At 60.6% G+C, this 17068-nt stretch carries 13 protein-coding genes and 1 tRNA gene; 10 read left to right on the top strand and 4 right to left on the bottom strand.

Annotation, left to right across the window (positions count from 1 at the left end; genetic code table 11):
• Nucleotides 1-52: 52 nt before the first annotated feature.
• Together VFG26_RS10005 and VFG26_RS10000 are read left to right on the top strand one after the other, a co-directional pair.
• Nucleotides 53-1540 carry a Ppx/GppA phosphatase family protein gene (locus VFG26_RS10005; RefSeq protein WP_325024821.1) on the top strand — a complete coding sequence of 496 codons (1488 nt, stop codon included), beginning with the start codon at nt 53-55 and terminating at the stop codon, nt 1538-1540.
• Between the two features lie 78 nt (nt 1541-1618).
• Nucleotides 1619-2539 (top strand): DnaJ C-terminal domain-containing protein, encoded by a 921-nt coding sequence (locus tag VFG26_RS10000; protein ID WP_325024819.1) that lies wholly within the window; start codon nt 1619-1621, stop codon nt 2537-2539.
• A 166-nt stretch (nt 2540-2705) separates the two neighbouring features.
• Here VFG26_RS10000 and rnd read toward each other — a convergent pair whose 3' ends face one another.
• On the bottom strand, nt 2706-3860 hold the full coding sequence (gene rnd, locus VFG26_RS09995) for a ribonuclease D (protein ID WP_325024817.1): 1155 nt from the start codon (nt 3858-3860) through the stop codon (nt 2706-2708).
• Nucleotides 3861-4102: 242 nt separating this feature from the next.
• Between rnd and aspS the strand changes: the two genes are divergently transcribed.
• A complete protein-coding gene (gene aspS / locus VFG26_RS09990) occupies nt 4103-5899 on the top strand; it encodes an aspartate--tRNA ligase (RefSeq protein WP_325025070.1) in 1797 nt (598 codons plus the stop codon).
• A 123-nt stretch (nt 5900-6022) separates the two neighbouring features.
• Nucleotides 6023-6580, top strand: a complete 558-nt coding sequence (locus VFG26_RS09985) for a hypothetical protein (RefSeq protein ID WP_325024815.1) — start codon at nt 6023-6025, stop codon at nt 6578-6580.
• A 73-nt stretch (nt 6581-6653) separates the two neighbouring features.
• Here the strand turns inward: VFG26_RS09985 and VFG26_RS09980 are convergent, their stop codons facing one another.
• Nucleotides 6654-6941 carry a hypothetical protein gene (locus tag VFG26_RS09980; protein ID WP_325024812.1) on the bottom strand — a complete coding sequence of 96 codons (288 nt, stop codon included), beginning with the start codon at nt 6939-6941 and terminating at the stop codon, nt 6654-6656.
• Between the two features lie 191 nt (nt 6942-7132).
• On the opposite strand from VFG26_RS09980, the gene panE reads away from it, so the two are divergent.
• The 3 genes from panE to VFG26_RS09965 all read left to right on the top strand — a co-directional run bounded on the left by panE (nt 7133) and on the right by VFG26_RS09965 (nt 8829).
• On the top strand, nt 7133-8068 hold the full coding sequence (panE, locus tag VFG26_RS09975; RefSeq protein WP_325024810.1) for a 2-dehydropantoate 2-reductase: 936 nt from the start codon (nt 7133-7135) through the stop codon (nt 8066-8068).
• A 96-nt stretch (nt 8069-8164) separates the two neighbouring features.
• The gene (locus VFG26_RS09970) at nt 8165-8677 is read left to right on the top strand and encodes a thioredoxin family protein (protein WP_325024808.1); all 513 of its coding nucleotides are present in this window, start codon (nt 8165-8167) and stop codon (nt 8675-8677) included.
• A 65-nt stretch (nt 8678-8742) separates the two neighbouring features.
• Nucleotides 8743-8829: transfer RNA gene (locus VFG26_RS09965), tRNA-Leu, on the top strand.
• 15 nt (nt 8830-8844) lie between these two features.
• On the opposite strand, the gene VFG26_RS09960 is transcribed toward VFG26_RS09965, so the two are convergent.
• Complete coding sequence (locus tag VFG26_RS09960) at nt 8845-9309, bottom strand: superoxide dismutase family protein (RefSeq protein ID WP_414653278.1); 465 nt, start codon at nt 9307-9309, stop codon at nt 8845-8847.
• 478 nt (nt 9310-9787) lie between these two features.
• Here VFG26_RS09960 and VFG26_RS09955 point away from each other — a divergent pair, with 478 nt between their 5' ends.
• The 3 genes from VFG26_RS09955 (at nt 9788) to VFG26_RS09945 (ending at nt 15781) form a co-directional block, all read left to right on the top strand.
• On the top strand, nt 9788-11077 hold the full coding sequence (locus VFG26_RS09955; protein ID WP_325024806.1) for a divalent metal cation transporter: 1290 nt from the start codon (nt 9788-9790) through the stop codon (nt 11075-11077).
• 296 nt (nt 11078-11373) lie between these two features.
• Nucleotides 11374-12615, top strand: coding sequence for an efflux RND transporter periplasmic adaptor subunit (locus VFG26_RS09950; protein WP_325024804.1), 1242 nt, complete (start codon nt 11374-11376; stop codon nt 12613-12615).
• A 1-nt stretch (nt 12616) separates the two neighbouring features.
• A complete protein-coding gene (locus VFG26_RS09945) occupies nt 12617-15781 on the top strand; it encodes an efflux RND transporter permease subunit (RefSeq protein ID WP_325024802.1) in 3165 nt (1054 codons plus the stop codon).
• Here the strand turns inward: VFG26_RS09945 and VFG26_RS09940 are convergent.
• Nucleotides 15778-17028: an MFS transporter gene (locus VFG26_RS09940; protein ID WP_325024800.1), complete on the bottom strand. Its 1251-nt coding sequence runs from the start codon at nt 17026-17028 to the stop codon at nt 15778-15780. The two genes, VFG26_RS09945 and VFG26_RS09940, sit on opposite strands and share 4 nt — an antisense overlap.
• Nucleotides 17029-17068 lie beyond the last annotated feature (40 nt).

Here is a 17068-nt window from a genome sequence, read left to right as displayed (position 1 = left end):
AATTTTGACACGGTGGCGAGAACTCTCGGGCGCAAACGAGCGTGCCGCGGACATGGAGCCAATCGGGGTCGTCGATATCGGCTCCAACTCCGTGCGTCTAGTAGTCTACGAAGGGGCGGTCCGCGCACCGACCCCGGTCTTCAATGAGAAGATCCTCTGCGGCTTGGGCCGCTCCGTCGCCTCTACCGGTAGTCTCAGCATCGATGCCGTCGACCGTGCCCTAGCAGCACTCGCGCGCTTCCGGGTCATTGCGCAAATCCTTCGCGTCAAAAATCTGACGGTCATCGCCACCGCCGCAGTTCGCGAGGCCCAGAACGGGCCCGACTTCATCGAGCAGGGCGAGCGCGCGATCGGGGCGAAGATCGAGATTCTTTCCGGCGAAAAGGAAGCCCGTCTCGCCGCGCAGGGCATCATGATGGGCTTCGTCGATGCCGACGGCATAGCGGGCGACCTCGGCGGCGGCAGTCTCGAGCTCATCGACCTCGAACAGTCCAAGCTGAAGGAAGCGGCCACGCTTCCGCTCGGCGGCTTGCGGCTGATCGATACCACCGGCAACAAAGTCGACCGCGCGATCGACGTCATCGACAACGCACTCTTGAGCTTGCCGTGGCTGAAGAACGGCGCGGGCCGCACGTTTTACGCGGTTGGCGGCACCTGGCGCGCCCTAGCTAAGCTGCAGATGGACCGGGTCGATTATCCGCTCCGCGTGATGCAGGGCTACCGGCTGACGGCGCGTGAAGCGCTCGACCTCTGCGAGCAGTTTCGCAAAGCCAAGAAGCCGACGGACATCCCTGGCATTACTGGCGTCGCCCGGGCGCGCCGCGAGGTGCTTCCCTTCGGCGCGCTGGTTCTTGAGCGGCTGCTGCGCCTGATGGAGCCGCGGCAGGTCGTATTTTCCGTTTTTGGAATTCGCGAAGGGCTGATCTACGGCCTTTTGCCGCCCCACGAGCGAGCGCGCGATCCGCTCATCAGCTTCTGTGAGGATTACGCCGGTCTGCGCTCCAGGTCGCTCGCCCACGCCTATGAACTCTGCGACTGGACCGATCAGCTCTTCGCCGATCCGGCGCTGGAAGAAACGGCCGAAGAGCGCCGACTGCGCCATGCCGCCTGCCTGCTGTCCGACGTCAACTGGCGGGCCCATCCGGACTATCGCGGCGAGCAAAGCGTCAATACGATCGCCCATGCCGGCCTGGGCGGGGTGGACCATCAGGGCCGCATCTTCCTCGCCTTGTCCGTCTACCACCGCCATGAAGCGTCTGAGAATAACGGCGACCACCTGTCCGACAGGTTGCGCAGCTTGGTCAGTAAACGTGTGCAACGGCGGGCGCGAATCGTTGGCGCGGCGATCCGGGCTGCCCATATGCTTTCGATCGGGACGGCCGGTGTCATCGATCAAACGCCCCTCTCTCATGAAGGCGGCGACCTTATATTGACGATACCGGCAGCCTACGCGCCGTTGGACGGAGAAAGGCTACGCCGCCGGTTCGAGACGCTTGCGTCGTTGGTCGGCAAAAGGCCGGAAATCCGAATTATCCGTTGAGAGGCAGTACGCCTCGCTTGCGGCGCGCCGTTTTCTGATAGTCTGCTACAACAATTTACCGGGATGAAGACAGCCTCCATGGCGGAAGACCTTTACGAAATTCTCGGCGTCTCGCGGGGAGCCACCGAGGCGGAAATCCGCGCGGCGTTTCGTAAGGCGGCCAAAGCCAATCACCCCGACGTCAATCCCAACAACGTCGCCGCGGCTGAACGCTTCAAGAAGATAACGGCCGCCAACGATATCTTGAGCGATCCCGAAAAACGCCGCCAGTACGACGCGGGCGAAATCGACGCCAAGGGCGACCTGCGCCGGCCGCAGTGGAGTAGAGCGGCAGGCGCCCGCGGGGGCTATTCGGCCCGCGGTTTCGAAGGCCGGCCCGGGGCCACCGGGTTCGATGACTTCAGCTTCACCGATATTTTTTCCGATGTCTTCGGCTCAGGCGGCGGACGCCGCACAAGTCCCAGCTACGCGCCGCGCGGTCAGGATCTGCGCTACTCGCTCGAAGTCGATTTTCTCGAAGCCGTTCTCGGCGCCAAGAAGCGCGTGACGCTTCCCGACGGCGGCGTTCTGGACCTTGCCGTCCCCGAAGGCGTGATGGACGGCCAGACGCTGCGGCTGAAAGGCAAAGGCACGATGGGAGCCCCCGGCTCGGAGCCGGGAGACGCCCTGATCGAAATCAAGGTGCGGCCGCACCCCGACTTCAAGCGCGAGGGCGACGACATCCTTCTCGAACTGCCGATCACGATTGATGAAGCGGTTCTCGGCGGCCGGGTCGAAGTCCCCACGCCCACGGGCCGGGTGCAGCTGAACGTGCCCAAGGGCACGAGCTCAGGAAAGACGTTTCGCCTCAAAGGCAAGGGCGTCCGCGGCAGGAGCGGCCTGCACGGCGATCAACTGGTCACGGTTAAGATTGTGCTGCCCCAAGACATCGACGACAGCCTGTCCTACTTCTTTTCCGAATGGCGTCAGAAGCACGCCTACGACCCCGGCCGGAAGTAGGCGTTCGTCATTCTCGGCCGAGAGCGCCACGGGCGCGTCGAAGGCCGGGAATCCAGCGTTAGAATCGTCGAAGACGCAAAGCTGAGCCTTCGGCAGCTTTACGCTGGATCCCCGCGCTTACTCGCTGACGCTTGCTTCGCGCGAGGATGACGGAATGCAGAAAAAACTACCTTGCAGCAGGTACCGCGCGCACTTCGCCGTTGACGAGTGTCAACGCGAGTTCCCCGCGCTTCAGCTTCAGCGCGGACTCGCCAAAGAGCGTCCGCCGCCAGCCCTGAAGCGCCAGAATGTCGGCCTCGTCCGACGTTGCAAGCTGCTCGAGATCGTCGCTGTCGGCGATGATGCGGGGCGCCACGCCGTGCTCCGCGGCGGCAGCCTTCAACAGCACCTTCAGCAATTCGAGTGTGGCGCTGGCCTCAGCTGAAAGCGCTTCGCTGCGCTCGATCTTCGGCAACGTCTTCGGGTCTCGCGCGAGGCCCGCTTTGACCACATCGACGATCTCGCGCGCCCGCTGCGAACGGGCAAAGCCGTCCGAAAGCGTCCGCAGTTGCCCGAGCGAATCGGCGCTCGCCGGAAGCTGATTGGCGATGTCGTAGAGCGCGTCGTCGCGAAGCACACGTCCGCGCGGCACGTCGAGCGTCTGCGCCAGGCGCTCACGCCACGCCGCAAGCTCGATGAGGACGGCCAGCGACTTCCGCCCCTTCACGCGCAGCTTAAGCCGCTGCCAGGCATTCTCGGGCTTGGCATCGTAGGTGGAGGGGCTGGTCAGAACCTCCATCTCTTCTTGCAGCCACGGCGTGCGGCCGGTCTTCTCCAGCGTTTGCTTCAGGCGCTGATAAACGTCTCTCAAATGCGTAACGTCGGCCAGCGCATAGTCGAGCTGCTTCGCCGAGAGCGGGCGGCGGCTCCAATCGGTAAAGCGCGAGCTTTTGTCGAGATCGACCGAAGTCGTCTTCTTGACGAGGTTCACATAGCTGATGCTGTCGCCATAGCCGCAAACCATCGCCGCGACCTGCGTATCGAATACCGGTGTCGGCACGATTTCCGACTTCAGGAAAATGATCTCTATGTCCTGCCGTGCCGCATGGAACACCTTGACGACCGAGGTGTCGGCCATCAGCTGGTAGAATGGCGCCAGATCGAGATTTGGGCTCAGCGGGTCTACGATAGCCTCGGCTTCCGGGCCCGCGAGCTGAATAAGGCACAGCAACGGCCAGAACGTCTGCTCGCGCAGAAATTCGGTATCAACTGCAACATATTCGCTTTTTGCCAGCACCTCGCAAAGGGCCGACAATTCTGACGTGGTCGTGATCACTCGCATCAAGGCAGCCCTATAGCGCATGGTCCGGACGTTGTCGCCATCAGGTTGATCGCAGAGGTAGGGCGTTTTTTCGCAAGGGTTAGGGATTGCGATTGCGGCAACGGCGGCTCTGGCCGCGGCCTCGCCCTCTCAACCATTAACGTGTAGGGTGCCAACCTTGACTTTCGCGCGGCCGCATGCGCTTTTCCGCGGCAATTTTCACCCACATCGATAAAGGGTTTCCGGCCATGGCCGAGGCTAAGCTGCATCGTTATCGCTCGCACACATGCGGCGCCCTCCGGAAGAGCGACGTCGGCTCGAATGTGCGGCTTTCTGGCTGGGTGCATCGCGTCCGCGACCACGGCGGCGTGCTCTTCATCGACCTGCGCGACCACTATGGCTTGACCCAGGTCGTCGCTGACCCGGATAGCCCCGCTTTCAAAATAGCCGAGACGTTGCGCTCCGAATGGGTTGTGCGCATCGACGGCAAGGTCCGCGACCGGCCCGAAGGCACCACGAACGCCGAACTGCCGACCGGCGAAATCGAGCTCTATGCAACCGAGATCGAAGTCCTCTCGGCGGCCAAGGAACTGCCCGTACCGGTCTTCGGCGAACCCGATTACCCGGAAGATCTGCGGCTGCAGTATCGCTTCCTCGATCTTCGCCGCGAGACGCTGCATTCCATCATCATGAAGCGGCTCGAGATCACGCGCTCCATGCGCCGCCGCATGCACGATCAGGGCTTCAACGAATTCCCGACGCCGATCCTCACGGCTTCGAGCCCGGAAGGCGCCCGCGACTTCCTCGTGCCGAGCCGCATTCACGCTGGCAAGTTCTACGCGCTGCCGCAGGCCCCTCAGCAGTATAAGCAACTGTTGATGGTCTCGGGCTTCGACCGCTATTTCCAAATTGCGCCCTGCTTCCGCGATGAAGACCCGCGCGCCGACCGCTTGCCGGGCGAATTCTACCAGCTCGACGTCGAAATGAGCTTCGTCGAGCAGGAAGACATCTTCGCGACCATGGAGCCGGTCATCACCGGCCTCTTCGAGGAGTTCGCTGAAGGAAAGCCCGTCACGAACAACTGGCCGCGCATTCCATACGACACGGCAATTGCCAAATACGGCTCCGACAAGCCCGATCTGCGCAACCCGATCGAAATGGCCGACGTGACCGAGCACTTCCGCGGCTCGGGCTTCAAGGTCTTCGCCGGCATGATCGAGAAGGACCCGAAAGCGCGCATCTGGGCCATCCCCGCGCCGACGGGCGGCAGCCGCGCCTTCTGCGACCGCATGAACTCATGGGCGCAAGGCGAAGGCCAGCCGGGCCTCGGCTACATCTTCTGGCGTGACGGCGAGGAGGGCGGAGCCGGTCCCGTCGCCAAGAACATCGGACCCGAACGCGCAAGCGCGATCAAATCGCAGCTGGGCCTCAACGATGGCGACGCCGTATTCTTCGTCGCGGGCAACCCGGCAAACTTCTACAAGTTCGCAGGTCTCGCACGCGATCGCGTCGGCCAGGAACTGAAGCTCATCGATGAAAATCGGTTCGCGCTCGCCTGGATCGTCGACTTCCCGTTCTATGAATGGAACGAGGAAGACAAGAAGATCGACTTCTCGCACAACCCGTTCTCGATGCCGCAAGGCGGCGGAGCGGCTCTTGATGCGGCGACGACCACTGAAGAGCGGTTGAAACTCAAAGCCTACCAGTACGACATCGTCTGCAACGGCTACGAGATCGCCTCGGGCGGCATCCGCAATCACAAGCCGGAAGACATGATCAAGGCGTTCGGCATCGCGGGCCTCGGACCCGAAGTCGTCGAGCAGCGTTTCGGCGGCCTCTTCCGCGCCTTCCAGTACGGCGCGCCTCCGCACGGTGGCATGGCGGCCGGTCTGGAACGCATCGTCATGCTGCTGACGGGTGGAAAGACCGTGCGCGAAGTGGCGCTCTTCCCGATGAATCAGCAGGCCGCCGATCTCCTGATGGGCGCGCCCAGCGAAGCATCTCCCAAGCAGCTCCGCGAACTGTCAATCCGCGTCGTTGCGCCGGAAAAGAAGAGCTGAGCTCAACCCAATTTCGTCAGCCGAATGAAAAAAGCGCGGTGCCAACATGGTGCCGCGCTATTTCGTTGCTGCGCCCCCTGGCTCGTGTCACAACGATGAGATGTTATCTCGGGGGAGAGAATAATGCCTTTTCGCAAAGCCTGCCTAGCCGGTCTTTCGGTTTCGATCATCGTAACGTTCGTTGCTGTTTCTTCCGCTAATGCCCAGTGGATCTTCAAAAAAGATGAGAAGGCGTTCGGCGAGATAGAAGCCGTCGCGATGGCAGTTGGCGACTCATCGATTGTATTTGTCAGCTGCAATAGCGAAGGGCTCAAGGTCAGCTTGGCCACTCCTGAGGACTGGACGGACTCGTCGTCCGCGATGAACCTTTTAGGTCCGAAGATTATCATCTCGATCGATGGAGCCGCACCCACCCGCTTCGACGTTGAGTTAGGCAAAAACAATCTAGGCAAGCTCTTGGCCTCAACCGACGACGAGGAAGTCGTTAAGCGGGCTGCCGCAATGATCGCATCGGCGAAGAAGCGGATTGATATCGGCCTAGAGCTTGTTGGCAAAAAATTTCACGCCAGCAAACTGTCGGCCGCAGGCGCGACCAAGAAGATTAAATCGGTCTTGGACACGTGCGCACAGCAGGCCGAACCCGATGCCGATAATGAAAAGAAAACTCCCGACACGATGTAGGTGTCTGCCCCAAGAGAAACGGCGCCCATCCGCTGAGCGGAGAGGCGCCGGTTTCATGTCGATCATCGGATGACTACTGCGTCACCGTATTCACGGCTGCCGGAGCGACAACCGCGACAAACACGCGCTTGCCGTCCTTGATGGCCGTGCCGACCCAGCGTCCCGAGTCGCGCTGAAGGGGCGAAATCGCCGTAAAACCTTGATGTGCAAGCTGCTGGCGGGCCTGTTCCGCACTAGCCGCAATCGAGAGTTCTGCGCCGAGCGCGGCGGATTTTCCAGCTTCATTCACCGAAGGCTCCTGGGCAACGGCCGGAAGCGCAAAGAAGGCTGTTGCCAGTCCAATTGAAATTATGCGGATCATGTAAACTCCATTATGTTGGGGTGCGGACCTCATTCCGCGTCACCCTTCACATAGGGAGCTTCATGCATCACTGCCAAACAACTCCGTGTGCACCAAATCACGGAAAGCGTGAGATAATGCGATCACCTAAACCGCGCGTAATCTCTTTCGGTATTGCACCTCAATTCAAGACAGAAGGCAGGCATCCGTTCATGCGAATTCTTTTTCTCGGAGCCGGGGCAACTGGCGGCTATTTCGGCGGACGGTTGGCGAAAGCCGGCGGCGATGTGACCTTCCTCGTTCGCCCGAAGCGGCGCGATCAGCTGATGCGGGACGGCATCAAAATCGAAAGCCCCGTTGGGAATATGACGACGGCGGTGAAGGCGATCACGCGCGAGGAAATCTCCGGCCCCTTCGATGCCGTCATTCTAAGCTCCAAGGCCTACGACCTGGATGATGCCATCGAGACGATACAGCCCGCAGTCGGCGACAACACTCTGGTTTTGCCGTTGCTCAACGGCATGAAGCATCTTGAAACGCTCGACACTGCGTTCGGTGCGCAGCGCGTTCTTGGAGGTATGTGCCAGATCAGCGTGACGCTGACTGAAGACGGCACGATCCACCACTTCGGAGAGATCGCCGCGCTGACGCTCGGGGCAAGATTTCCGGAGCAAAAGGCTGCTGCCGCGAAGCTTCACAATGTTCTTGCCAAAGGCATCGACGCGCGCTGTCCTGACGATGTGATCGCCGCTATGTGGGGGAAGTGGTTCTTCATAGCCTCGCTCGCGTCCTCAACCTGCCTCATGCGCGGAACGGTCGGCGAGATCAATCGCACGGAAAAAGGCCAGCAATTCATGGCCGATATTGTGGGTGAATGCGTGGCCATCGCTACTGCGAACGGCTACCCGCCCGAGCCGGCGACGCTCGAATTTGCCCGCTCCCACATGCGCGATCCGGATTCGAAGATTTCAGCCTCGATGTTGCGTGACATCGAGCGTGGCAGCCGCATCGAAGCCGAACAGATCGTCGGCGATATCATTCGCCGGGGCCGGGCGCACAACGTCGCAACGCCGCTTCTCGAAACGGCCTTTATCCATCTGCAACTTTACGAAAACCGGTTCTCTGCAAATCAGCTTGTTGGCAAGTGAAGTGGACCGGTTACCTGTTGTTAAACTTGCCGGCCCTTCCTCAAACTGCAAGAACAGGGATGCCTTTGGGGCCGTGAGCGTTGGAGTTCTGAAGTTATGATCCGTTCACTTGTCTGCGCAGTGCTTTTGCTGGCTGCGCTTCCGCTCGCCACTCAGGCAGGTACCGCGAATTATGCGAGCGCGTGGAATGGCGCGGAGATCAATTGGCGCGACCCGCGCTCGGGCATTTCTGAAGCGACAAAAACCAACCGTCCCGTGCTGATGGTCTTCCACGCGACGTGGTGCTCGTTTTGCCGCCGCTTTCAGCGCGTGTTCAAGGATCCAGCGATTGTCGCCGCCTCGCGTGACTTCGTCATGATCCTGGCTGACGTTGATACCGAGAAAGAACTCAACGGCGCTTTTTCGCCCGACGGCACGTACGTTCCGCGCACGCTTTTCATCGATCCTGAAGGCAACGTGTCGAACAAGCTCGTGGGGCCCGACCCGCAATATCCCCATTCGCTGGACGTCGACTCTCCCGCAGAGCTTCTCGCTCTGATGAAGAAGGCGCACCAGGTATTCAAAATCCCCTCGGCATCTCGTCCTTCCGCCGGCGCCAATCCGATTTGACGCCAGCGAAGTTCGCGTCCTCTTCTGTTGCACTCTGCGCTCGAACTCGCCATAAGTCCCGCAGCGCGGACGTGGTGGAACCGGTAGACACACAGGACTTAAAATCCTGAGACGGTAACGTCGTGTGGGTTCGAGTCCCACCGTCCGCACCAAGCAGATCCGCCGCGCTATTTCGGGATGACGCCGCAGGCGATGCGGCCCTTGCCGCCACCGTTCTCGGGATTGTCGCTGTAGTTGTCGCCGCCTTCGTGGATCATCAGCGAACGCCCGGCGACGTCCGCCTGCTTGAGGCCCTTCACGGTGACGGTCTGATCAATCTTACCGCCCTGAGCCGTCAGCTTCGGCAAATCGCCTTCATGACCTCCGCCGCCGGGGCCTTTGTGGGTCTTCGTAGCGTGCGGGTCGAAGTGAGGACCAGCCGCAAGCCCGGGCACCGTCTTTCCGTCTTTTGTGCCGGGCGAGCAGTCGCCCTTCTCATGAACGTGGAAGCCGTGGTCGCCATCGGTCACGCCTGAAACATCGACTTTGATCGTAAGTCCGTCCGACGAGTCGGAGATCGTCGCGGTCCCGAGAGGCTTGCCCACGCCGTTGGCGTCGATCGCATTGATCTCGACGGAGGTGTCCGCAGCCATGGCAGCCGCCGATGCCAGAACAAATACCGATGTCGCAACAACCACTTTGAACAAGAGATGCCTCCCTGGATGGCTTTTTGATGCGGGTGAACCCCGCGTTCAGCCAACCAACGTTATACGTGGAAGTTCCGGAAGGAAACCTCCGGCGAGCATCTTAGATAGCCACCGTGAAAGCCCGTGCGGCCCTCCTACGCGGAAGCGATGCCACGGGCGCGTACTCCCTCTCGATTATCCTCCGCGTCCTTTCCGCGTTCTCAATCTTCCCCTAACTCCGGATGCGGGAATGTGACCTCGCCCAAACGGCCGACTGGACAAGGGCTCGCATCACGTAGTCCTGGAGACGCAACCCGGAGCAGGGTCTCTACAGGAATCACACTTTCTTCTCGGGTGCCACAGCTCGTTGGCGTTGCAGTTGATCCCCTAACGGACTATTTCGGCACGAGCAGCGCTCGTAAAAAGCAAGAAGCTGAGCCTTTCGATGAAGCCGAAAGCAAACGCAAAGCCCGCGCCTACCGCCGGCACCGAGCCGTCACCAGGGATCTTGCGAGCACTGGGACCTGGGCTGGTAACCGGCGCGGCAGATGACGATCCAAGCGGCATTGCAACTTACAGTGAGGTTGGCGCCCAATTCGGCTATAGCCTTGCATGGACGATGCTGCTCAGCTTCCCGCTGATGGCCGTTATTCAATCAATCGCCGCAAGGATCGGCTGCGTGACCGGTCACGGCATCGCTCACAACTTACGGCGCCATTACCCCCTGTGGCTGCTGCGGGTCGTGATCTGCCTTTTGCTCATCGCGAACGTGGTCAACTTGGGTGCAGACCTTGGAGCCATGGGCGCCGCATTGGGTTTGCTCATCGGCGGGCCCGAGCGCGTTTACATGCTGCTCTTCGGCGTCGTTTGCATTCTTCTCGAAACCTTCATGAGCTATGCGCGCTACAGCTCTCTGCTGAAATGGGCCACGCTTTGCCTGTTCACCTACGTGGGCGTTGTCTTCGCTGCGCATGTGCCGTGGAGCACGGCGCTTTACGGGACCTTCGTCCCGCAATTCGAGTTCGATAGGGCTCACGCCATGGGCCTCGTTGCCGTTCTCGGGACGACGATCAGTCCTTACCTGTTCTTCTGGCAGGCCGGCCAGGAAGTCGAAGAGCTGCACCGCCGTCACGTCAAGCCGCTTTGCGTTACGCCGCGCAATGCCGGCCGCGAACTTTCGCGCATCCGAACGGACACGATGGTCGGAATGGGCGTGTCGAATCTCATCGCCTTGTTCATCATCTTCGCGACGGCAGCAACGCTGCACGCCAACGGCGTAACCGAAATACAGACATCCTCCCAAGCGGCAGAAGCACTGCGGCCGGTCGCCGGAGTATTCACATTCGCGCTCTTCGCGGTTGGCATCATATCGACGGGTATGCTGGCCGTTCCCGTGCTGGCGGGCTCGGCGGCTTACGGCGTGAGCGAATTTTTTGGGTGGCGGCAAGGTCTCGACCACAAGCCGCGCGAGGCCAAAGCATTCTACGCAACGATAGCGGTCGCCACGCTTGGCGGGGCTGCGCTCAACTTCACATCTATTGATCCCATCAAGGCGCTGTACTGGAGCGCTGTAATCAACGGCTTGCTGGCCGCGCCCCTGATGGCCGTCATGATGATAATGGCAATGAACCCCCACATCATGGGGAAGCTGACGATATCTCGCCCCATGTTGATCGGCGGCTGGATCGCAACTTTCGTCATGGCAACGGCCAGCATCGTCTTCCTGCTGATTTAAAGATTTGCTCCCCGGCCGGGCGATGCGTGAACTGCCGGTTTTGCACCTGCGCGGAGCCCATCGCCCAAGACACGCCAGCGGTCGGTTTACAGTTCTGCAAAAGAGCCCGCACAAGGGTGTAAAAACGCGGCATGCTTTCCAACTTAAGGGTATACGGATGGTAAGCGCCGAGCCACGAGCCTGTGTGCGCCTGATTGCTTGAACAGGCGATCTGACGGAACTGGCGATATAAACCGTTGTTTATTTCGGGCGGGCTTTCCGCCTCACACTCCTCGGTCGCCACGCATGGAGTAGACGTGTCGAGGTCCCGCGTCAGATCGTTCTTTTGGCTGATTATTCTGGCAGGCGTGGCCGCGGGCGGCTATTGGGCGTGGCAGCATCGCCGCGTTGCAACGCAATCTGCCGAGATGAAGCCAGATCCCAGGGTGCCAGTCTCTGTCGTGACGGCCGAGACCAAGAACTTCCCTGTTTACTTTGATAGCCTCGGGCAAGTGCAGGCCTGGAATACCGTGACGGTTCGCTCGCGGGTGGATGGCGAAATCACCAAGGTCGCCTTCGAAGAAGGGCAGTTCGTCAAAGCCGGTGATCTCCTGATTCAGATCGATCCGAGGCCCTATCAGGCCGCCCTCGATCAGGCCGTTGCGAAGAAGGCGCAGGACGAAACCAACCTCGCAAATCTCAAGCGCGATCTTCAGCGGTTTGAGAAAGTCGGCACGCTAGCGATCACGCAACAACAGATCGATACGCAGCGCTCGAATATCGCTCAGCAGGAATCGCTCATAAAGGCAGATGTCGGAGCGATTGCAAATGCGCAGGTTCAGGTCGTCTATACGACAATCAAGGCGCCCATCTCTGGCCGTGTCGGCTTTCGCCTCGTCGATCAGGGCAACATCATCCACGCGGGAGATGCTGGCGGCGTGGCGACCATTGCGCAGCTCGAGCCTATTGCGGTGATTTTCACTGAGCCCGAAGAACAGCTCCCTCGCATTCTGAAGGAATTGAAGCGCGGGCCGCTTCCCGTCACCGCTTACACGTCGGACGGGAAACAGGAGCTGGCCACGGGAGAGCTTACCCTGGTTGATAACCAGGTCGACATGACAACCGGCTCGATCAAGCTGAAAGGGAAGTTCCCGAACAGGGAGCATACGCTGTGGCCGGGGCTAACTGTGGCCACCCGGCTGCTGATCACCACAGAGAAGAATGTCGTCGTCATCCCCGACGCGGCGGTCCTGCGCGGACCCGACAAGTTGTTCGCCTATGTCGTGGGGCCCGGCAACAAAGCCGAGCGGCGTGAGCTTGTCGTTGGTGAAATCCAAGACGGGCAAGCCGTCATCCAGAGCGGCGTGAAGCCTGGAGAGAAGGTCGTGACCTCCGGCTATTATCGCCTTGAGCCCGGCTCGTTGGTCGACCTCCAGGAGGACCAGAAAAAGGAGGATCGCAAGCAGGACAAAGACCGCAACAAAAACCAGGACGTAAATCAGAACGCGCCGCGAGCTTCAGCATCTGGCTCGAAGAAGACTGTGCTGGAGGCCGAATAGCATGGCGAGCGGTGGCGTCTCCGGGATCTTCATTCGCTATCCCATCGGCACCTCGCTGCTGATGGTGGGCATATTGTTTCTCGGCATCGTCTCGTTTCTGAGCCTGCCCGTCGCGCCGCTGCCGCAGATCGATTTTCCAACGATCCAGGTCTCCGCCAGTCTCCCCGGCGCCAGCCCGGAAACAATGGCGACCAACGTCGCGCAGCCGCTGGAGCGGCAGTTCGCGCAAATCCCAGGCGTCGCCCAGACCACCTCAACGAGCGGTCTCGGGGTGACGACGGTCATCGTGCAGTTCGATCTCGACCGCGATATCGACGCTGCCGCCAACGACATCCAGGCGGCCATCAACGCCGCCGGCGGCCAGCTGCCGCAAAACCTGCCGCAGCCGCCGATCTATCGGAAGGTCAATCCGGCAGACAGCCCCATTCTGCTGCTCTCCGCTTCGTCCGACGAAATGACTCTGACGGACGTGGACGACAACGCCGACACTAAGCTCGCCCAGCAGATCAGCCAGATCAACGGCGTCGGGCAGGTCTCGATTGGCGGCGAACAGAAGCCGGCGATCCGCATTCAGCTCGATCCCGCCAAGCTCTACGCGCGCAATCTGACGCTCGAAGAAGTCCGCATGCCGCTGTCGATCACGACGGTCAACAGCCCGAAGGGATCAATCGACAGCACGAACCGCGGCTTCACCATTTACACGAACGATCAGCTGACCGATGCGAAATCCTGGGACGACGTGATCATCGCCTACCGCAACGGCAGTCCGATCCGCGTGCGCGACGTGGGCAAGGCGGTCCGCGGGCCGGAGGACGCCAAGAAGGCGGCATGGACGAACGGAAAGCGCAGCATCTTCCTCATCGTCTTCAAGGAGCCGGGCGCCAACGTCATTGAAACCGTCGATCGAATCAAAGCTCAACTGCCGCGCCTTCAGGCGTCGATGCCGAAGGCATTGAAAGTGGAGATCGTCAGCGATCGAACGCAAACCATCCGTGCCTCCATTGCCGATGTTGAGCACACGCTTCTGCTTTCGGTCGCACTCGTCGTCGCGGTGATCTTCCTATTCTTGCGAAGCTTTTGGGCAACCATCATTCCGAGCGTCGCCGTTCCGCTCGCGCTGTTTGGCGCCTGCGCACTGATGTACGGCATGGGCTACAGCCTCGACAATCTCTCGCTCATGGCGTTGACGATCTCGGTCGGCTTCGTCGTCGACGACGCCATTGTCGTTCTGGAAAACATTGTCCGCCACGTCGAGGATGGAGAGACGCCCTACAACGCCGCAATGAAGGGCGCCGGGGAAATCGGCTTTACCGTAATTTCAATCAGTGTATCGCTGGTCGCTGTGTTCATCCCGCTGCTCTTCATGAGCGGCATCATCGGCCGCCTGTTCCGCGAGTTCGCGGTCACCGTCACGATGACGATTGCGGTATCGGCGCTCGTTTCGCTCACGCTCACGCCGATGATGGCTTCGCGCTTTCTGAAAAGCGAAAAAGACGTTAAGCATGGCAGGCTCTATGGCTGGAGCGAGCGCGGCTTCGAAGCGATCCTCAACAGCTATGCCCGCGGTCTCGATTTCGTCCTCCGCCACCAGTTCGCGACGTTGATGAGTTTCTTCGCGACCCTGGCGCTCACCGTCTATCTCTTCATTGAAATCCCGAAGGGCTTCTTCCCTCAGCAGGACACAGGCCTGATCACGGGCATCACGGAAGCCTCGCAAGACATATCATTCCAGGCGATGCTCGGCCGCCAGGAAAAAATCGGGGAAGTGATCGCGAGCGATCCGGCAGTTGCAACATTTGCCATGGCCATCGGCGCCGGCGGCTCGACGGCCGCGCTTAACAACGGCCGCGTCTACATCACCTTGAAGCCCAAGGAGCAGCGCGATGCGACGGCCTTCGAAGTCATTCGCCGGCTTCAGCCGAAGCTCGCGAAGGTCGAAGGCATCAGGCTTTTCATGCAGGCAGCACAGGATGTGAACGTCGGCGGGCGTTCCTCGCGCACGCAGTTCCAGTATACGCTACAGAATGCCAACGCTGCTGAACTCAACGCCTGGGCGCCGAAGGTTCTCGAAAAGCTGAAGACGCTGCCCGATCTTCGCGACGTCGCAACTGACCAGCAAATGGCCGGCACGACGCTGACCGTTGAGATCAATCGCGACGAAGCCTCTCGCTTCGGCCTGACGCCCGACGTCATCGACGCCACGCTCTACGATGCATTCGGACAGCGCCAAATCGCCCAATATTTCACGCAGCAGAACAGCTACCATGTCGTGATGGAAGTTCTGCCTTCGATCCAAGGCGATCCGGACAGCCTCGACAACCTCTACATTCGCTCACCCACGACCGGCGGCCTCGTACCGCTGGCGACCTTTGCGAGCTGGACGACGCGGCCGACGGCACCGCTCTCTATTTCCCACCAAGGGCAGTTCCCGGCGGTGACCATCAGCTTCAACTTGGCTCCGGGAAGTTCGCTTGGAACCGCCACAAACGCCATCAAAGCGGCAGAGCGTGAACTTCGAATGCCGCTCTCGATGCAGACGACGTTTCAAGGCAATGCCCAGGCCTTTCAGCAATCGCTGACGACGATACCGCTCCTGATCGCGGCCGCGCTCTTCGTGGTCTACCTGATCCTGGGCATCCTTTACGAAAGTTACATCCACCCGATCACCATCTTGTCCACGTTGCCGTCTGCGGGTGCCGGTGCGCTCGCAACGCTGATGATCTTTGGCTACGATTTCAGCCTCGTGGCAATGATCGGCATCATCTTGCTAATCGGCATCGTCAAGAAGAACGGCATCATGCTCGTCGACTTCGCCATTCACGCCGAACGCAACGAGCATCTCTCTTCCCTTGAAGCCATACGCAAGGCTTCGCTGCTGCGATTCCGGCCGATTCTGATGACGACGCTGGCTGCCCTCCTCGGGGGCGTGCCACTGATGATCGGCACGGGAACAGGAGCAGAGATCCGCCAGCCCCTCGGCTACGCCATGGTCGGGGGCTTGGCCATCAGCCAGATCCTCACGCTCTTCACGACGCCGGTTATCTTCCTTTACATGGATCGCCTGTCGAATTGGGTCACCGGCGCGAAGCCCGCACCAGAAGGAAAAAAGGCGCCTCCCGCAACTGCAGCTGTTCCGCCGCCGGCAGCAAAGCCCGCGCGGACCTAATCCTGCTCCTCGGCTGGTTCTTCCGCGGTTCTGGTCTCAGGCATCGCGAGTGTGATGACGAGGAAGGCCAGGAGCCCGATCACCGCGAGCAGCAAAAACGCCGACGACGTTCCAAAATGCTGCGCAAACTCACCCGCGAGCGTCGTGCTGATCGATGCGCCGATACCCATCGCAACGCCGACGAACCCGAGCGCGAGATTGAAGTTGCCGGTGTCCTTCGTGATGTCCGCCACGACGCCGGCGATGAGCACGCCGAGCGCACTAGCCGATACGCCGTCGAGAACTTGGACAGCCACCATCACCATCGGATCGGAACTCCAAGCAAAGAGAACCGCCCGAACCGGAAGCGCGCCAAATCCCAACAGGAGGAGCGGCCGCCGCCCATGCTCGTCGCCATAGCGGCCCATCCAAGGCGAAATAATTGCCACAATGAACTGCGGAACGATGATGCAAAGCGCGACGAGAACGGTCGCAGACTTGCTCGAGCGCAAGGTGATCAGGTTCGCCGCCAGCGGCAGCAACGAAGCATTGGCGAGGTGGAATAGGCCGACAGCCCCCGCGAGAATGAGCAGCGCCCGCTTGCGCATGATCGTCTTTGCTGCCTGCAGCAGATGATATTCAGGCTCGGGCTTCGGCTCCAATTCCTCGCGGTGGAAATCGGAAGGCCGGATGAGATAAAGCGCCATGACGGCGGGAATGGTCATGGCCGCCGAAACGAAGAAGACAGCCTGACTGCTGAGGTAATAGCCGCACGCACCCATGCTGGCGGCGGCGAACATGCTGCCGAGAGAGGAGAACCGCGCGTTGCGCCCCAATCGTTCGCCGATGAGCCGGTGCCCCACCAAGCCAAGGCTGATCGCTGCAAGAGCGGGCCCGATCACAACGCTGGCGGCCGAGTGAAAAACCTGGGATACGATCACGGCATAGAAGGTCGGCCATAAAGCGATCGAAAACGCCGTCGCCCCGACGATCAAGGTACATGTCGCGGCCAGCGTTCGCTCGCGGCCCACAGCATCGACGAGTGCGCCGGCGGGCAGCTGCCCAATGAGGCCGAACAGGCTGCCGATGGTCAGCACCAGACCGATATCGGCGTTCGTCCATTTTTCAGATGTCAGATAGACCGTCAGAAACGGACCAAAGCCGACCTGTGCGTCCGCGAGAAAAAACGCGAACCAGTCAACGCCCCTCTGGCTTCGCTTGGACGGCGCCGAAATGAAAGGCGCCAGCCTCCCTTTGAAGCCGCGCATGATTCAATCCGCGGTACAATAACGAGCGGCTGCGACGGGC

The organism is Hyphomicrobium sp. (assembly GCF_035687085.1).
Classification (GTDB): Bacteria; Pseudomonadota; Alphaproteobacteria; order Rhizobiales; family Hyphomicrobiaceae; genus Hyphomicrobium_B.
The sequence above is the reverse complement of the archived record's forward strand: the minus strand, read 5'-3'. Positions and strand labels throughout refer to the sequence as shown.

Excerpts from the sequence above, each read along its gene's own strand:
- VFG26_RS10005 (WP_325024821.1), top strand. The coding sequence starts at position 53 with ATGGAGCCAATCGGGGTCGTCGATATCGGCTCCAACTCCGTGCGTCTA.
- VFG26_RS10000 (WP_325024819.1), top strand. The coding sequence starts at position 1,619 with ATGGCGGAAGACCTTTACGAAATTCTCGGCGTCTCGCGGGGAGCCACC.
- VFG26_RS09960 (WP_414653278.1), bottom strand. The coding sequence starts at position 9,309 with ATGGCTGCGGACACCTCCGTCGAGATCAATGCGATCGACGCCAACGGC.
- VFG26_RS09945 (WP_325024802.1), top strand. The coding sequence starts at position 12,617 with ATGGCGAGCGGTGGCGTCTCCGGGATCTTCATTCGCTATCCCATCGGC.
- VFG26_RS09955 (WP_325024806.1), top strand. The coding sequence starts at position 9,788 with ATGAAGCCGAAAGCAAACGCAAAGCCCGCGCCTACCGCCGGCACCGAG.
- VFG26_RS09980 (WP_325024812.1), bottom strand. The coding sequence starts at position 6,941 with ATGATCCGCATAATTTCAATTGGACTGGCAACAGCCTTCTTTGCGCTT.
- panE (WP_325024810.1), top strand. The coding sequence starts at position 7,133 with ATGCGAATTCTTTTTCTCGGAGCCGGGGCAACTGGCGGCTATTTCGGC.
- VFG26_RS09985 (WP_325024815.1), top strand. The coding sequence starts at position 6,023 with ATGCCTTTTCGCAAAGCCTGCCTAGCCGGTCTTTCGGTTTCGATCATC.
- VFG26_RS09970 (WP_325024808.1), top strand. The coding sequence starts at position 8,165 with ATGATCCGTTCACTTGTCTGCGCAGTGCTTTTGCTGGCTGCGCTTCCG.
- rnd (WP_325024817.1), bottom strand. The coding sequence starts at position 3,860 with ATGCGAGTGATCACGACCACGTCAGAATTGTCGGCCCTTTGCGAGGTG.
- VFG26_RS09940 (WP_325024800.1), bottom strand. The coding sequence starts at position 17,028 with ATGCGCGGCTTCAAAGGGAGGCTGGCGCCTTTCATTTCGGCGCCGTCC.